At 71.9% G+C, this 15,141-nt stretch carries 13 protein-coding genes, 1 rRNA gene and 1 pseudogene; 2 read left to right on the top strand and 13 right to left on the bottom strand.

Features of this window, described 5'->3' with window-relative positions; genetic code table 11:
- Nucleotides 1-6: 6 nt before the first annotated feature.
- The 6 genes from AB0M63_RS31660 to AB0M63_RS31635 all read right to left on the bottom strand — a co-directional run bounded on the left by AB0M63_RS31660 (nucleotide 7) and on the right by AB0M63_RS31635 (nucleotide 6,778).
- Entirely contained in the window at nucleotides 7-1,143 is a 1,137-nt protein-coding gene (locus tag AB0M63_RS31660; protein WP_366021819.1) for a glycosyltransferase family 4 protein, read from the bottom strand.
- Between the two features lie 208 nt (nucleotides 1,144-1,351).
- The gene (locus AB0M63_RS31655; RefSeq protein ID WP_366021818.1) at nucleotides 1,352-2,101 is read right to left on the bottom strand and encodes a hypothetical protein; all 750 of its coding nucleotides are present in this window, start codon (nucleotides 2,099-2,101) and stop codon (nucleotides 1,352-1,354) included.
- Between the two features lie 846 nt (nucleotides 2,102-2,947).
- Nucleotides 2,948-4,666, bottom strand: coding sequence for a DNA repair protein RecN (recN, locus tag AB0M63_RS31650; RefSeq protein WP_366021983.1), 1,719 nt, complete (start codon nucleotides 4,664-4,666; stop codon nucleotides 2,948-2,950).
- 93 nt (nucleotides 4,667-4,759) lie between these two features.
- On the bottom strand, nucleotides 4,760-5,665 hold the full coding sequence (locus AB0M63_RS31645; RefSeq protein ID WP_355921587.1) for an NAD kinase: 906 nt from the start codon (nucleotides 5,663-5,665) through the stop codon (nucleotides 4,760-4,762).
- Nucleotides 5,662-6,477 carry a TlyA family RNA methyltransferase gene (locus AB0M63_RS31640; protein WP_355921584.1) on the bottom strand — a complete coding sequence of 272 codons (816 nt, stop codon included), beginning with the start codon at nucleotides 6,475-6,477 and terminating at the stop codon, nucleotides 5,662-5,664. Before AB0M63_RS31640 ends, AB0M63_RS31645 begins: the two co-directional genes overlap by 4 nt.
- Before the next feature lie 7 nt (nucleotides 6,478-6,484).
- Nucleotides 6,485-6,778 carry a hypothetical protein gene (locus tag AB0M63_RS31635; protein WP_366021817.1) on the bottom strand — a complete coding sequence of 98 codons (294 nt, stop codon included), beginning with the start codon at nucleotides 6,776-6,778 and terminating at the stop codon, nucleotides 6,485-6,487.
- A 42-nt stretch (nucleotides 6,779-6,820) separates the two neighbouring features.
- Between AB0M63_RS31635 and AB0M63_RS31630 the strand changes: the two genes are divergently transcribed.
- On the top strand, nucleotides 6,821-7,168 hold the full coding sequence (locus AB0M63_RS31630; protein WP_355921578.1) for an SCP2 sterol-binding domain-containing protein: 348 nt from the start codon (nucleotides 6,821-6,823) through the stop codon (nucleotides 7,166-7,168).
- On the opposite strand, the gene AB0M63_RS31625 is transcribed toward AB0M63_RS31630, so the two are convergent.
- The 4 genes from AB0M63_RS31625 to AB0M63_RS31610 are packed head-to-tail and all read right to left on the bottom strand — an operon-like array spanning nucleotide 7,152 to nucleotide 11,228.
- The gene (locus AB0M63_RS31625; RefSeq protein ID WP_355921575.1) at nucleotides 7,152-8,039 is read right to left on the bottom strand and encodes an ABC transporter ATP-binding protein; all 888 of its coding nucleotides are present in this window, start codon (nucleotides 8,037-8,039) and stop codon (nucleotides 7,152-7,154) included. The two genes, AB0M63_RS31630 and AB0M63_RS31625, sit on opposite strands and share 17 nt — an antisense overlap.
- Complete coding sequence (locus tag AB0M63_RS31620; protein WP_366021816.1) at nucleotides 8,036-9,109, bottom strand: iron chelate uptake ABC transporter family permease subunit; 1,074 nt, start codon at nucleotides 9,107-9,109, stop codon at nucleotides 8,036-8,038. Before AB0M63_RS31620 ends, AB0M63_RS31625 begins: the two co-directional genes overlap by 4 nt.
- Nucleotides 9,106-10,149, bottom strand: coding sequence for an iron chelate uptake ABC transporter family permease subunit (locus AB0M63_RS31615; protein WP_355921570.1), 1,044 nt, complete (start codon nucleotides 10,147-10,149; stop codon nucleotides 9,106-9,108). Before AB0M63_RS31615 ends, AB0M63_RS31620 begins: the two co-directional genes overlap by 4 nt.
- A gap of 50 nt (nucleotides 10,150-10,199) precedes the next feature.
- Nucleotides 10,200-11,228: an HAD hydrolase-like protein gene (locus AB0M63_RS31610; protein ID WP_355921567.1), complete on the bottom strand. Its 1,029-nt coding sequence runs from the start codon at nucleotides 11,226-11,228 to the stop codon at nucleotides 10,200-10,202.
- Between the two features lie 72 nt (nucleotides 11,229-11,300).
- On the opposite strand from AB0M63_RS31610, the gene AB0M63_RS31605 reads away from it, so the two are divergent.
- The gene (locus tag AB0M63_RS31605; protein WP_366021815.1) at nucleotides 11,301-12,593 is read left to right on the top strand and encodes a DUF1015 domain-containing protein; all 1,293 of its coding nucleotides are present in this window, start codon (nucleotides 11,301-11,303) and stop codon (nucleotides 12,591-12,593) included.
- A gap of 71 nt (nucleotides 12,594-12,664) precedes the next feature.
- Here AB0M63_RS31605 and AB0M63_RS31600 read toward each other — a convergent pair whose 3' ends face one another.
- From AB0M63_RS31600 to rrf, 3 genes and pseudogenes are all read right to left on the bottom strand, one after another.
- Nucleotides 12,665-13,501 (bottom strand): hypothetical protein, encoded by an 837-nt coding sequence (locus AB0M63_RS31600; protein ID WP_366021982.1) that lies wholly within the window; start codon nucleotides 13,499-13,501, stop codon nucleotides 12,665-12,667.
- Nucleotides 13,502-14,089: 588 nt separating this feature from the next.
- Nucleotides 14,090-14,869: pseudogene (locus AB0M63_RS31595) on the bottom strand (tetratricopeptide repeat protein); the annotation flags it as partial.
- A 99-nt stretch (nucleotides 14,870-14,968) separates the two neighbouring features.
- Nucleotides 14,969-15,085 (bottom strand): 5S ribosomal RNA (gene rrf, locus AB0M63_RS31590).
- Between the last annotated feature and the right edge of the window lie 56 nt (nucleotides 15,086-15,141).

Below are 15,141 nucleotides of genomic sequence, written 5' to 3'. Positions count from 1 at the left end.
TCCGGCTCAGGTCAGCGGCAGAGGCTGGGTCAACTCGTCGTAGACACTGAGGACTTGGGCGACGGTCTCGTCCTCGGTGGGCCAGGTGGCCGCCTGCCGAATGCCCTTCTCCCGCAGCAGCTCCCGCCGTTCGGGGTCGCGCAGCAGTCCGGTGACCGCGTCGGCGAGGGCCTTCGCGTCGCCGTACGGTACGAGTTCGGCGGCGTCGCCGACGAGTTCGGGGATGCCTCCGACGGCGGTCGCGACGAGCGGCACGCGGGCGTGGAGGGCTTCCTGGGCGATCACCGAGCGGGACTCCCAACTGCTGGGCAGCAGTGCGACATCGGCGGCGGCGAGCAGTTCGCCCACGTCGTCGCGGAGCCCGATGAGCCGGACCGGCAGCTCCTCGCCCTCGATCCGTCGCTGCAACTCGCCCCGCAGCGGCCCCTCCCCCGCGATCACCAGCAACGGCGTCGGATCGAGGCGGCACCATCCGCGCGAGGCGTCCAGGAGCGTGTCGTAGCCCCGCTGCCGGTCGAGCGAGCCGACGGCGACGAGCAACGGGCGGTCGGTGGCGCCGAGTTCGGCCCGGAGCTTGGGGCGCAGCCGGTCGGGGTCCTCGTGTTCCACGGTCGGGCGCGGGCCGGGCAGCGCGACGGCGGCGAGCCGGGCGTCCCGGGCGCCGGTCCGTCGGGCCCGGTCGACGAGGTCGGACGTGGTGCCGAGGACGACGACGGCGGCCTTCACGACCCGTCGCTCCAGCAGCCGCAGCAGGTGCGCCCGCGCGCCTTCGGCGTGGGCGCGGTTGTGCCAGGTCACGACGAGCGGGGTACGGCGGCCGCTGAGCGCGAGGGCGGCGCGGAAGGAGGCGTGCAGCCCGTGCGCGTGGACGAGGTCGGCGTCGGCGCAGGCCGCTCGCAGCGCGGCCACGGAGGCCGGGTCGCTGCTGCGCGGCACGTGCACGTGGTCGGCGCCGGCGCCCGTGAAGTCGTAGGTGTGATCGGCCTCGACGGGGGCGCACACCGTCACCCGCACGCCCCGGGCGACGAGCCCGGAGGCCAGGGAGCGCACATGCGCGCTGCTGGCGGCGTTGCCTCCGCCGAGCACCTGCACGGTGCGCAGCGGCGACTGGCCGTGCGGTGAGTGGCTGCTCACGGGGGTCACGTGGCCGGGGCTCCTGGTTCGGCAACGGGCGGTCACGAAGAAAGTACAGAAGGATCGGGCGGTGGGGGTGTACCGCACGCTTCCTACGCGTTCCAACTCAAGGATGCCAGCACGTACGGGTGTTCCGGCAACACCGGAGGGTCCGGGGGCGGCGCGGAAGGGCAACAGGGGCGAGGGTGTCACTCGTACGAGTGAGGGGGGACGCGCTTCAGACGGCCCGCGCCAGATCGCTCACCTTGTCCCCGTACACCGCCGCGGCCACCACCGCGGCGGCGTGCGCCACCAGTCCCGCCCGGCCGTTGCCGGCGACCACGGCCGCGCCGAGCGCCGCGCCCAGGGCGTGCGCCCCCGCGTCGCCGAGCATCGTCGACTCCCCGAAGTCGTCCGGCAGTACGGCACCGGCGGCACCGAGCGCGGCGGCGGCCAGCTCCGCTCCAGGTCCTCGGCGCAGCAGCCCCGGCGCCCCCAGGGCGAGCACCGTCCCGACGGCCCGCCCAGGCCGCACGTCCACGAGGTTGACGAAGTGGGCGGCACCGGCGATCACCACACCCGCGAGCACCTTGTCGACCGGCCGCTCCTTGAGCAACGCCCCGGCGACGAGCCCCGCCGCCGAGACACCGAACAACTTCACGGCCCCGCTGGTCACTTCACCGTCCCGGAGCGCCGAGAGGTGCGCCCGAAATCCACTCCGCGGATCCCCCACCCCCACGACATCGTCGTAACCACCGCATGCCCCGGCCGCCAGCACCGCGAACCCGGCAACCGGCCGAACCCGCCCGGCGGCGAGAGCGGCACCGGCGACAACGGCAGGCGCCGCGTACAGGTCGACGGTCCGCCCGGCATGGTTCTTCCGCTCCCAGCGACCACCAAGTCCCTTGGCCCGCAAGGCGACCAGGGTCGTGCGGGTGACGACGGCGGCGAGGGCGAAGGAGGCGGTACGAGGCAGGCGCACGATCATCCGGCCACCGTACGCGGAGCGCGCCCCACGCGTCCGCCCGAGCCGTGGCAAGCAGTTCCTCCGCGTGGGCCCGGGCCGTCCCGGAACCCCTGACGGAGCCGCCGTCCGAGCCACTCCCGGCCCCCGCACCCGACGCCAACCAGCCCCCGCAACGCGCCCTACCTCTCCGCCCAAGCCGTGACCAACAGCTCCTCCGCACGTGCCCAGGCCGTCCCCCGCCCCCTCCTGGCCAGCCGGCATCCGAGACAACCCCCGGACCCACTCCCCGACTCCGACCAGCCCCCGCACGCTCGGCGCGCCCTACCCGTCCACTCAAGCCGTGGCCAACAACTCCTCCGAGTGTGCTCGGGCCGTCCCGAGGCAACCGACCGAGCCGGCACCCGAGTCAACTCCCGGACCTACTCCCGCCTCCGGCCGGCCTCGGACGCACAGCGTGCCTCCACCCGTCCGCCCAAGCCGTCGCCAACAGCCGCTCCACGCGCGCCCAGGCCGTCCCCCGCCCCCTCCTGGCCACCCGGTATCCGAGACAACTCCCGGGCCTGGTCCACGAATCCGACCAGCCCCCCGTACGCGCGGCGCGCCCTACCCGTCGCGAGCAACTCCTCCGCGTGTGCCCGGGCCATCCCGAGGCTCCCGACCCGAGCCGGCATCCGAAGCAACTCCCGGACCCGCTCCCCGGATCCGGCCGGCCTCGGACACACAGCGTGCCCTACCCGTCCACCCAACCCGTGGCCAGCAACTCCTCCGCATGCGCCCGGGCCATCCCGAGGCCCCGGCCGAGCCGGCGTCCGACAACCCCCGGACCCACTCCCCGACTCCGACCAGCACCCGCACGCTCGGCGCGCCCTACCCGTCCGCCCGAGCCGTAGCCAGCAACTCCTCCGCATGCGCCCGAGCCGTCTCCGAGTCCTCCTGGCCCGCCAGCATCCGGGACAACTCCCGGACCCTGTCCTCGCCTTCGAGGACCTTCACGCCGGAGCGGGTGACGGAGCCGTCGTTGGTCTTCTCGACCAGGAGTTGGCGGTCGGCGAAGGCGGCCACCTGGGGGAGGTGGGTGACGACGACGACCTGGGCGGTCTTCGCGAGCTTGGCGAGGCGTCGGCCGATCTCGACCGCGGCCTTGCCGCCGACGCCGGCGTCGACCTCGTCGAAGAGGTAGGTCGGTACGGGGTCCGTGCCCGCGAAGACGACCTCGACGGCGAGCATCACCCGGGACAGTTCGCCGCCGGACGCGCCCTTGGCGATGGGGCGCGGTGGGGCGCCGGGGTGGGGCGCCAGCAGCAGTTCGACCTCGTCGACGCCCGACGGGCCGTAGGCGACCGGACGGCCGCCGACCTCGACGCCCTCCGGGTCCTCGGTCTGCCGGATCTCGAAGGACACGCGCGCGTGCGGCATCGCGAGGGAGGCCAGCTCGGCGGTGACCGCGGCGGCGAAGCGCGCGGCGGCCTCCGTCCGGGCGTCGGTCAACGCCTGTGCCAGTCCGCCCAGTTCGGCCCGGAGCGCGTCCCGCTCGGCGGTCAGCTCGTCGATGCGCTCGTCGTCGCCGTCGAGTTCGGTCAGCCGCGCGGCCCCCTGCTCGGCGTACGCGAGCACGGCGGAGATGTTCTCGCCGTACTTCCGCGTGAGCGTGGTGAGGGCGGCTCGGCGTTCCTCGACGGCGGCCAGCCGCAGCGGGTCGGCGTCCAGGTCGTCGGCGTAACCCGCCAACTCCCCCGCCACATCGCCCAGCAGAATGCCGATCTCACCGATCCGGTCGGTGAGCGAGGCCAGCGCCGAGTCGTGCGACCGTACGGCCTCCAGGGCCCGCTGCGCACCCGCGACGAGGGTCGCCGCGTCGATGCCCTCGGGGTCCTCGGGGTTGCCGGCGAGCGCGGCGTGGGCGACCGTCGCGGCGGACGCCAACGCCTCGGCGTGCCCGAGCCGTTCGGCCTCGGCGGCGAGTTCCACGTCCTCACCGGCGCGCGGCTCAACGGCCGCGATCTCGTCGAGTCCGTAGCGCAGCATGTCGGCTTCCTGGGCCCGTTCACGCGCGCGCGTGGTGATCTCGTCCAGTTCCACGGTGATGGCCCGCAGCCGCCGGTACGCCTCGCCGTACTTCGCCAGCGGCCCGGCGACGGCGTCCCCGGCGTACCGGTCGAGGGCCTGCCGCTGCCGGGACAGCTTGAGCAGCCCCTGCTGATCGGTCTGCCCGTGCACGGCCACGAGGTCGTCCGCCAGCTCGGCGAGCAGCCCCACCGGCACGGAACGCCCGCCCAGGTGCGCCCGGGAGCGCCCTTCGGCGGAAACGGTACGGCTGACGAGCAGCGTCCCGTCCTCCAGCTCGGCGCCGGCCTCCTCGGCCCGCAGGACGGCCGAGGCGCCCGGAGGGACGGCGATCCGCCCCTCCACCACCGCGTTCTTCGCCCCGATCCGCACCAGCGCCGGGTCCGCCCGGCCACCGAGCAGCAGCCCGAGACTGGTGACGACCATGGTCTTGCCCGCACCCGTCTCACCCGTGACGGCGGTGAACCCCGGCGACAGTTCGACGACTGCGTCGTCGATGACTCCGAGCGACCGTATCCGCATCTCTTCCAGCACGGTGAAGACCTTACGAGGTAGGGCACAAGAAGCGCGAGGCACCCTGTCACCCGGGCGAGGGAAGGGACCCCTCGCCCACACTTAGTGAGGAGCGCCCCGCCACCCGGAAACAGGCAACGCGAACTTCGCGACGAGCCGGTCCGTGAACGACGCGTGATGCAGCCGGGCCAGCCGCACCGGCACGGCCCCCCGCCGCACCTCGACCCGCGCCCCGGGCGGCAGCTCGACCGTCCGCCGCCCGTCGCACCACAGCACCCCCGGCGGAATGTGCGGCAGCACCTCGACGGCGAGCACGGAGTCCGGCGAGGTCACCAACGGCTTCGCGAACAGCGCGTGCGCGCTGATCGGCACCATCAGCAGCGCCTCCACCTCGGGCCACACCACGGGCCCGCCCGCGGAGAACGCGTACGCCGTCGACCCGGTGGGAGTCGCACACACGATCCCGTCGCAGCCGAACCCCGTCACCGGCCGCCCGTCGATCTCCAGCACGACTTCGAGCAGCTTCTCGGCGCCGGCCTTCTGCACCGCCGCCTCGTTCAGCGCCCAGTCGGTGTGCACGATGTTGCCGTTCTTGTGCACGACGACATCGACGGTCATCCGCTCCTCGACCTCGTAGGCGCGGGTGACCACCCGGTCCACGACCTTGTCGAGATCGTCCCGCTCGGCCTCCGCGAGGAACCCCACGCTGCCGAGGTTGACGCCGAGCATCGGCACCCCGGACGCGCGCGCGAACTCGGCGCCGCGCAGCAGCGTGCCGTCGCCGCCGAGGACGATGAGCAGTTCGCAGCCCTCAAGGCACTGCGGGGTGGCCTCGGTGACCGTCTCCACCTCGTCGGGCAACGGCAGGTCACGTGCCTCGTACTCCAGGACGCGCACTCCGATGCCGGACTGCAGCAGCCCCTTGACGACCAGTTCGGCACTCCGGATGGCCGCGGGGCGGCCCGTGTGCGCGAGCAGGAAAACAGTACGAGCTCGGTTCTGTGTCAACGCGGCCCCTCCGCCACTGCACGGTCAACATCGGCCGGGTCCAGTTCGGGTGCCCCGGCCCGCAGCCACAGAAAGTACTCGACATTCCCGGACGGTCCGGGCAGCGGGCTCGCGGTGACCCCCCGCACCCCGAGCCCCAGTTCGGCGGCCCGCCGGGCGACACCGCGCACCGTCTCGGCCCGTAGCTCGGGGCTGCGCACGACCCCCCCGCTCCCCAGCCGTTCCTTCCCCACCTCGAACTGCGGCTTGACCATCATCACCAGGTCCGCGTCCGGCTTCGTGCACCGCACCAGGGCGGGCAGCACCAGCCCGAGCGGGATGAAGGACAGATCCCCCACGACAAGATCCACAGGCTCCCCATCGATCGCTTCAAGCGTCAACTCGCGTACGTTCGTACGGTCCTTGACGGTGACGCGTTCATCGCTCTGAAGAGACCACGCGAGTTGCCCGTACCCGACGTCGACCGCCACGACCTGCGCGGCACCGGCCCGCAGCAGCACATCGGTGAAGCCCCCGGTGGACGCGCCGGCGTCCAGCGCCCGCCGTCCCTCGACCGCGAGCCCCTGCGGCACGAAGACCTCCAGCGCGCCGGCGAGCTTGTGGCCGCCCCGCGACACGTAGTCGGGGTCGCCGTCGTCCTGTACGACGACGATCGCCGCCGCCGTCTCCACCTGGGTGGCGGGCTTGGTCGCGACGGTCTTGCCCACGCTGACCCGGCCGGCCGCGATCAACTGGCTCGCGTGCTCCCGCGAGCGCGCGAGCTTCCGTCGCACCAGCTCGGCGTCGAGACGGCGGCGTGCCACTCCTGCCACGTTCGGTTCAGCTCCTGTTTTGGTACGGCGATGGGGGCGCCGGAGGTCCCGGGCGGGCGTCGAGCGCGGTGAGCGCGTCGCGCAGCCCCCGGTGTACATCCTCGTACACCTCCACGTGTCCGTCCGTGGCGAGGTGGTCGGTGTCGGCCAGCCGCCCGAGCTGGGCGTCCACATCGGCATTGCCGCTCGGGGCACGGTCCACGTCCAGCGGGGCCGGGGCGGCGGGGTCGTAGCTGGGCTCCGCCTCCGGTACGGCCTCGGCCGCGGCCTGGGCGGCTGCCTCGGGAACTGAGTCGCTCATGCCCAGACGCTACCCCGAAGGCCTGGGGTACCGTCGATCACGATGGCAACGATCGAGGAGTGCCGCGCCGCACTCGAAAAGCTCTCGGACAACATGCAGCAGGCCGAGGGGAATGTCCGCGCCGCCGCGGCCATGGACCGCTCGGTGAGCTGCCGGATCACCGATCTCGACATCACCTTCGTCGGCCGGCTGACCGGCGGCCGGATCGTGGTGGACGAGACCGTGCCGGGCCTTCCGCCGGAGAAGGCCCAGATCAGGCTGACCATGGCCGGCGACGACCTGGTGGCCATGGTGAACGGCGGCCTGAACTTCGCGAAGGCCTGGGGCTCGGGCCGGGTGAAGCTGGAGGCGAACGTCTTCGACCTGTTCCGCCTCAGGAAGCTTCTTTAGCAGCCACCTTGTCGAGATCGGTCCGCGTCTGCGTACGTGCCTTGCGCGCGGCCGGCACCACCAGCGGTGTCCCCGTCTCCGGGTCGTCGATGACCTGGCAGCGCAGCCCGAAGACGTCCTCGACCAGTTCGGCCGTGACGATGTCGCCCGGGGCGCCCTCCGCGATGACCGCGCCCTCCCGCAGCGCGATGAGGTGGGTGGCGTACCGGGCGGCGTGGTTGAGGTCGTGCAGCACCGCGACCAGCGTGCGGCCCTGCTCCTCGTGCAGTTCGGCGCAGAGGTCGAGGACGTCTATCTGGTGCTGGATGTCCAGATAGGTGGTCGGCTCGTCGAGCAGCAACAGGGGTGTCTGCTGGGCGAGCGCCATCGCGATCCACACCCGCTGCCGCTGCCCGCCGGACAGTTCGTCGACATAGCGATCGGCGAGTTCGGCGACACCGGTCTGTGCCATCGACTCCTGTACGACCCGCTCGTCCTCGGAGGACCACTGGCGCAGGATGCCCTGGTGCGGGTACCGGCCACGGCCCACGAGGTCGCCGACGGTGATCCCGTCGGGCGCGATGGACGACTGCGGCAGCAGGCCCAGGGTGCGCGCGACCTTCTTCGCCGGCATCGACTGGATGACCTGTCCGTCGAGCAGCACCCGGCCCTCGTTCGGCTTCAGCATCCGCGACAGCGCCCGCAGCAGCGTGGACTTGCCGCACGCGTTCGGGCCGACGATCACCGTGAAGGAGTTGTCGGGGATCTCCACCGACAACTGGCGTGCGATGACGCGCTGGTCGTAGGCGAGGGTGACGTTCTCGGCGGACAGACGGTTCACGGTGCTCCTTCGATTGTTCAGCCCGCTGCTGAGGCCACTCTGGTTGCTCATATCCGGCCCGCCCTGCGCTCGGTGACCAGGAGCCACAGCAGGTAGACCCCGCCGAGGACTCCGGTGACCACACCCACGGGCAACTGGTCGGCGCCGAAGGCCCGTTGAGAGGCCCAGTCGGCGGTGACCAGCAGGGTGGCGCCCATGCACAGCGAGGGAACCAGGTTGGGACCCGGCGAGCGGGTCAGACGCCGGGCGAGCTGCGGCGCGGTGAGCGCGACGAAGCCGACGGGTCCGGCCGCGGCGGTGGCGGCCGAGGTGAGCAGCACGGCGGCCACCATCAGCAGCAGCCGTACCCGCTCGACGCGCACGCCCAGGGCGTACGACACGTCGTCGCCCATCTCCATCATTCGCAGCCCGCGCGCGTTGGCGAGGACCAGCGGCAGCAGGACGGCACACAGCCCGAGCAGCGGCCAGACCTGGGTCCAGTCACGGCCGTTGAGGGAACCGGTCATCCAGACGACCGCGCGGGCCGCGTCGACGAGGTCGGCCTTGGTGAGCAGATAGCCGTTGACGGCGGTGACGACGGCGGAGACGCCGATGCCGACCAGAACCAGCCGGTACCCGTGCACCCCCTGCTTCCAGGCGAGCAGATAGATCGCGAGCCCGGTCACGAGGCCGCCGACGAGTGCCCCGAGGGTGACTGCGGTCGCGCTGCCGGAGAACAGCACGATCATGACGAGCGCCCCGGCCGTCGACCCCTGCGAGAGGCCGAGGACGTCCGGACTGCCCAGCGGATTGCGGGAGATGGACTGGAACAGCGCACCGCCGAGCCCGAGCGAGGCGCCGACCAGCAGCCCGACCAGGACCCGTGGCAGCCGCAGCTGGTTGACGATGAACTCCTGGCCCCGGTCACCGCCCCCGAACAGCGTCTTGAGGACGTCACCGGCCGGGATCGGGAAGTCGCCGGTACCGATCAGCACGACGCTCGCGGCGAGCGCGCAGACCAGGAGGAGGACGACGACCGTGAGGGCTCGGAGATCGAACCGGACGGAAAGGCCACCGGTCCGTACCGTCGCGGCCTTCCTGGCCGTCGTGGCCGTCGTAGCCGTCGTTCGAGAGACATTCACAGCTGGGTCGTCCTCCGGCGCCGCACGAGATAGATGAAGACCGGACCGCCGAGGATCGCGGTGACGATGCCGACCTGAAGTTCCGCGGGCCGCGCGATCATCCGGCCGAGCACGTCCGCGCCGAGCAGCAGCACGGGCGACAGGACCGTGGCGTACGGCAGGATCCAGCGCAGGTCGGGCCCGGTGAAGGAGCGCACCACGTGCGGCACCATCAGGCCGACGAACACGATCGGACCGCAGGCCGCGGTGGCCGCCCCGCACAGCACGGTCGCGGAGAGCATGGCGAGTGCCCGGGTCCGGTTGAGGTTGGCGCCGAGGGCGCGGGCGGTGTCGTCGCCCATCGCCACCGCGTTCAACGGCCGGGCCAGCAGCAGCGCGACGACCGTGCCGACCGCGAGGAACGGCGCGACCTGGCTGATCGTCGAGCCGGTGGCCGAGGCCAGTGAACCGACCGTCCAGAAGCGCATCTTGGAGAGCGCCGCGTCATCCATGATCATGACGGCCTGGAGATAGCCGTAGAGCGCGGCGCTGATCGCGGTGCCGGCGAGGGCGAGGCGCACGGGTGTGGCACCCCGGCTACCGCCGAGGAACCAGACCAGGGCCCCTACGGCCGCCGCGCCAGCGAAGGCGAACCAGACATAGCCGCTCAGGCTCGTGACACCGAAGTAGGTGATCGCGGTGACGACGGCGGCGGAGGCACCGGCGTTGATGCCGAGCAGCCCGGGGTCCGCGAGGGGGTTGCGGGTGAGCGCCTGGAGGACGGCTCCGGAGAGACCGAGCGCGGCACCGGCGAGCAGCCCGAGGACCGTACGCGAGATCCGGTCGTCGACCACGACGTCCGCGTACGTCCCCGAGTCATGGAACAGGCCGTGCCACACATCCCCCAACGGCAGCGATTTCGCGCCTATCGCGATGCTCGCCAGAGCGACGAGCACCAGGAGCGCCACGGCGGCGAAGAGCCCAAGGACACGGACCGCCCGGCGGGTTGGGGGCGCGGGGGCGGTCTCCGCGCACTGTTCTGGGGGACTGTCGACCAACACGAGGTTAGGTTAGCCTACCCTCGCACGGGGTCCGGAGGGCGAGCCCTCCCTCACAGCCCCAGTCGCGCCAGCGCCTTCTCCCCGTCCAGCGCGCAGGAGCCGTCCCCCGCCGCCGTCCAGGCCGCCGCGCAGAGCGCCCGCAGCCCGTCCAAGGGCTCACCCTCACCGTCGAGTTCCAGCCGCTCGCGGCCCGCCGTCGCGGTCCACCCCCCGCACCGGAAGCCGTCTCCCGCCTCGGTGACCTCGGGCTGCCCGGTGAGCATGCCCCGCAGATCGGCGTCGACGTACGTCGGCCGGTGGTGCGGCGGCGCCGCGAGCAACTGCGCGCCGTCCGTCACACCCGTCAGGACGAGCAGCGAATCGACATCCCCGTTGAACGCCCCCTCGATGTCCGTGTCCAGCCGGTCGCCCACCACCAACGGCCGCTCGGCGCCCGTCCGCAGGATCGTCTCCTTGTGCATGGGCGGCAACGGCTTGCCCGCCACCTGCGGCTCGGCCCCGGTCGCTATCCGTACGACCTCCACAGCCGCGCCGTTGCCCGGCGCGATCCCGCGCGCGCTCGGGATCGTCAGGTCGGTGTTGGACGCGAACCACGGCACCCCGCGCGCGATCGCGTAACAGGCCTCCGCGAACCGGGACCACACCAGGTCGGGCCCGCCGTACCCCTGCACGACCGCCGCCGGATCGTCCTCGGCCGAGTCGACGGGATCGAGTCCACGCTCGCGCAAGGCGACCCGCAACCCCTCCCCACCGATCACCAGCACCCGCGCGCCCGCCGGCACCTGCTCGCTGATCAGCCGGGCGACAGCCTGCGCGGAGGTGATGACATCGTCCGCCCCGGTCGGTATGCCCAGCTCGGTGAGGTGCTCGGCCACCGCGTCCGGCGTCCGCAGCGCGTTGTTGGTGACATAGGCGAGCCGCATGCCGTCCGCGCGCGCGGTGGCGAGCGAATCGACCGCGTGGACGATCGCGTTGCCCCCCGCGTACACCACCCCGTCGAGGTCGAGAAGCGCCGTGTCATACGCCTCGTTCAGGGCCTGCCCACTGCCCTCGGGCTTCGTCCTGACGCTCTGGCTCATTCCACATCGCTCCTCGTTCGATCGCTTTCACCCGATCATCGCGCATGCCACTGACACACGTACGATGCCGGGATGAACACCGCAGGTCACTCGGAAGCAACGGAGCGCCGAGGCCTGGAACTCACCCCGTTCCGAGGCCTTCGCTACGACCCCGACCTGGTCGGCAGCCTGGCCGCCGTGACGTCCCCACCGTACGACGTCGTCGTACGCCCCGACGGCCTGCACCACCTCCAGGACTCCGACCCGCACAACATCGTCCGGCTGATCCTCCCGCAGGCCACCACCCCCAAGGCCCGCAACGAACAGGCCGCCGACACCCTGCACCGCTGGCTCGCCGAGGGAGTCCTCACCACCGACCCCGAGCCCGGCCTCTACGTCTACGAGCAGAGCGACGGCAACGGCCTGCTGCAACGCGGCATCATCGGCGCCCTGCGCCTGTCGGACCCGTCGGAGGGCGTGGTCCTGCCGCACGAGGACGTCATGCCGCACGTGGTCGCGGACCGCGCGGCCCTCATGCGCGCCACCTCCGCCAACCTCGAACCCCTGCTGCTGACCTACCGCGGCAACGGTTCACCGGCCGACACGACCACCGTCGTCGAGCATGTCGCCGAGCGGCCCCCGCTCCTGGCGACGACCACGGAGGACGGCTACAGCCACCGCCTCTGGTCGGTCACCGACCCCACCGACCTGGCCCGCATCCAGCGGGACCTGACCCACCACCAGGCCCTGATCGCCGACGGCCACCACCGCTGGGCGACCTATCGACGTCTACGCGCGGAGCACCCCTCCCCCAGCCCCTGGGACTACGGCCTCGTCCTCCTCGTAGACACGGCCCGCTACCCGCTCCGCGTCCGCGCGATCCACCGCCTCCTGCACGGCGTCCCGGTCTCCGACGCGTTGGCATCCCTGGAGGGCCTGTTCCGCGTACGGCGCCTGGAAGTGCCCCTCCCAGAAGCCCTGGAGACCCTGGCCGACGCGGCCTGCGCGGGCAACGCCTTCCTCCTCGCCGGCGACGGCGCCTTCCACCTGGTCGACCGCCCCGACCCGGACCTCCTGGCCCGTACGATCCCCGCCGACCGCCCCGCCGCCTGGCGCACCCTGGACGCCACGGTCCTGCACGCCACGCTCCTGGCCCACGTCTGGCACATCCCCGAGGACTCCCCGGCACACATCGCCTACATCCACGACACCGCCGCCACTATCCGCAAGGCGGAACGCGACGGCGGTACGGCCGTCCTCATGCACCCCGTCCGCGAAGAGGTGGTACGGGACCTGGCCCGACAGGGCGTCACGATGCCCCGCAAGTCGACGTCCTTCGGCCCGAAGCCGGCGTCGGGCCTGGTACTGCGCACGCTGGAATCCTGAGGCACGGGAAACACGAAAGGGCGGGACCCCGGTGTCGGGGTCCCGCCCTTGTCGTCACTGACGTGTGGCCGTCAGTCCTTGTCGTCGGCCGTGTCGGCGTCCTTGGCCTCGACCACGGGCTCGACTTCGTCGTCGTCGAGGTCGTCGTCCTCAACGTCGATGTCGTCCTCGTCGTCGATCTCACTATCGGCGTCGGTGTCGGTGTCGGTGTCGTTGCTTTCCTCGTCCTCGACGAACGCGTCGACGAACTCGACACCGTCCATCTCGGCGAGGCGGTCCGACGCGTCAGTGCTGCCGTCCTTGTCGGACTCCACGGCCTTGGCGAACCACTCCCGCGCCTCGTTCTCACGCCCGGCGGCGAGCAGTGCGTCGGCGTAGGCGTACCGCAGTCGCGCGGTCCACGGCTGCACGGTGTTCGAGGCCAACTCGGGGCTCTGCAACGTGACGATGGCCGCGTCGAGCTGGTCCATGTCACGCCGGGCACCGGCCGCGACGAGCCGCATCTCGACCTGCCCGGCCTTGTCGAGCTTGTGCACCTCGGTGGCCCCGGCCATCTCCAGCGCCTTCTCGGGCCGCCCGAGCCCGCGCTCGCAGTCGGCCATCACGGGCCACAGCTCCACGCTGCCGGTCATCCGACGCGCGGCCCGGAACTCGGCCAGCGCCTCGCTGTACTTCTGGTTCGCGTACGCGGCGAACCCGGCCGCCTCTCGTACGGCGGCGACACGGGACGCCAGCCTCAGCGCGATCTTGGAGTAGGCGTAGGCACCCTCGGGGTCCTCGTCGATGAGCCGGGCAACCATCACCAGGTTCTTCGAGACGTCCTCCGCGAGCCCCTTCGGCAGACTGAGCAGCTCCTGCCGTACGTCCTTGTCGATCTCCTCGCCCGTGACGTCCTCGGGGATCGGCAGCCGCTTGATCGGCTCACGGTCGCGGTCACGCTCCCGCTCATCACGGAACCGGCCACCACCACGCCGGTCGTCGCCGCGCCGGTCATCACGCCGGTCGTCACGACGGGGGTAGCCACCGCGGTCGTCGTCACGCCGGAAGGCGGGACGGTCACCACGGCTGTCGTCGCGCCGGAAGCCACCGGGACGCCCACCGCGATCGCCGCCACGGTCATCACGACGGGGGCCGGCGGGCCGCTCGTCACGACGGGGCGCGGCGGAACGGTCGTCACGCCCACGGAAACCACCGCGGTCACCACGGTTGTCGCGGTCGTCACGGCGGAAGGGCGGACGCTCGCCACGGTTGTCACGGTCATCACGACGGAACGCGGGCCGCTCACCACGACTGTCGTCCCGACGGAAAGGCGGCCGCTCACCGCGATTGTCATCACGACGCGGACCCGCGGGGCGGTCGTCGCGGCGCGGGTATCCGCCGCGGTCGCCACGGTTGTCATCGCGCCGGAAGGCAGGACGGTCACCCTCACGACGGTCGTCCCTGCGGTCATCACGCCGGAAGGGCGGACGCTCACCGCGGTTGTCACGGTCATCACGACGGAACGCGGGCCGCTCACCACGACTGTCGTCCCGACGGAAAGGCGGCCGCTCACCACGGTTGTCATCACGACGCGGACCCGACGGACGATCGTCCCGCCCACGGAAACCGCCACGATCGCCACTGCCACGGTCGTCGCTACGACGGTCATCGCGTCGGTCGTCGCGGCGGGGGTAGCCGCCCCGGTCGCCACGGTTGTCGTCACGCCGGAAGGCAGGACGGTCACCCTCACGACGGTCGTCCCTGCGGTCATCACGCCGGAAAGGCGGACGCTCACCGCGATTGTCATCGCGCCGGAACCCACCGCGATCACCACGGTTGTCGTCGCGACGGTCACCCCGGTTGTCGCCGCGGTCGTCGCGCCGGAACGCGGGTCGCTCGCCACGGTTGTCGTCCCGACGGAAGCCACCACGCTCACCGCCGCGGTCATCACGACGGGGGCCGGCGGGCCGGTCGTCACGACGCGGACCGGCGGAACGGTCGTCACGCCCACGGAAACCACCGCGATCACCGCCACCGCCACCGCCACCACCGCTACGGTCGTCGCGGCGAGGGGCGCCCCCACGGTTGTCGTCACGACGAACGTAGCCACCACGACCACCACCGCTGCTACTGCCGCCGCGGTCGTTTCCTCGATCGTTGCTACGGCTCGGGCCTCCGCGGTACCCGCCACGGTCGCCGCGGTCACCACTGTCCCGTCGCCGCTCGTCGCGCTCCGGTCGATCCTCGGGAGAGTTGGTGGACATCGGGTGACTCCTGTCTTCGGTACCGCAAGTCATTCTCGCGCAGCCAGCTACTCGGCGCGCTCCGGGCTGTAAAAAAAGAAAAGGACCTCTGGTCCCAGCGTGAACGCTGGGACCAGAGGTCCTCCAAAGATTGTTCGGCGGCGTCCTACTCTCCCACAGGGTCCCCCCTGCAGTACCATCGGCGCTGTAAGGCTTAGCTTCCGGGTTCGAAATGTAACCGGGCGTTTCCCTCACGCTATGACCACCGAAACCCTAATGGTTTCGAGCGAACAAGCACACTTTTCTGTTGTGTGGTTCAAGCTCTA

Source organism: Streptomyces sp. NPDC051576 (genome assembly GCF_040681835.1).
In the GTDB taxonomy this organism is placed as follows: domain Bacteria; phylum Actinomycetota; class Actinomycetes; order Streptomycetales; family Streptomycetaceae; genus Streptomyces.
Note: the sequence above shows the minus strand (reverse complement) of the source record. Positions and strands in the feature narration are given on the sequence as shown.

Excerpts from the sequence above, each read along its gene's own strand:
- AB0M63_RS31655 (WP_366021818.1), bottom strand. The coding sequence starts at position 2,101 with ATGATCGTGCGCCTGCCTCGTACCGCCTCCTTCGCCCTCGCCGCCGTC.
- AB0M63_RS31610 (WP_355921567.1), bottom strand. The coding sequence starts at position 11,228 with ATGAGCCAGAGCGTCAGGACGAAGCCCGAGGGCAGTGGGCAGGCCCTG.
- AB0M63_RS31605 (WP_366021815.1), top strand. The coding sequence starts at position 11,301 with ATGAACACCGCAGGTCACTCGGAAGCAACGGAGCGCCGAGGCCTGGAA.
- AB0M63_RS31625 (WP_355921575.1), bottom strand. The coding sequence starts at position 8,039 with ATGAGCAACCAGAGTGGCCTCAGCAGCGGGCTGAACAATCGAAGGAGC.
- recN (WP_366021983.1), bottom strand. The coding sequence starts at position 4,666 with ATGCGGATACGGTCGCTCGGAGTCATCGACGACGCAGTCGTCGAACTG.
- AB0M63_RS31630 (WP_355921578.1), top strand. The coding sequence starts at position 6,821 with ATGGCAACGATCGAGGAGTGCCGCGCCGCACTCGAAAAGCTCTCGGAC.
- AB0M63_RS31635 (WP_366021817.1), bottom strand. The coding sequence starts at position 6,778 with ATGAGCGACTCAGTTCCCGAGGCAGCCGCCCAGGCCGCGGCCGAGGCC.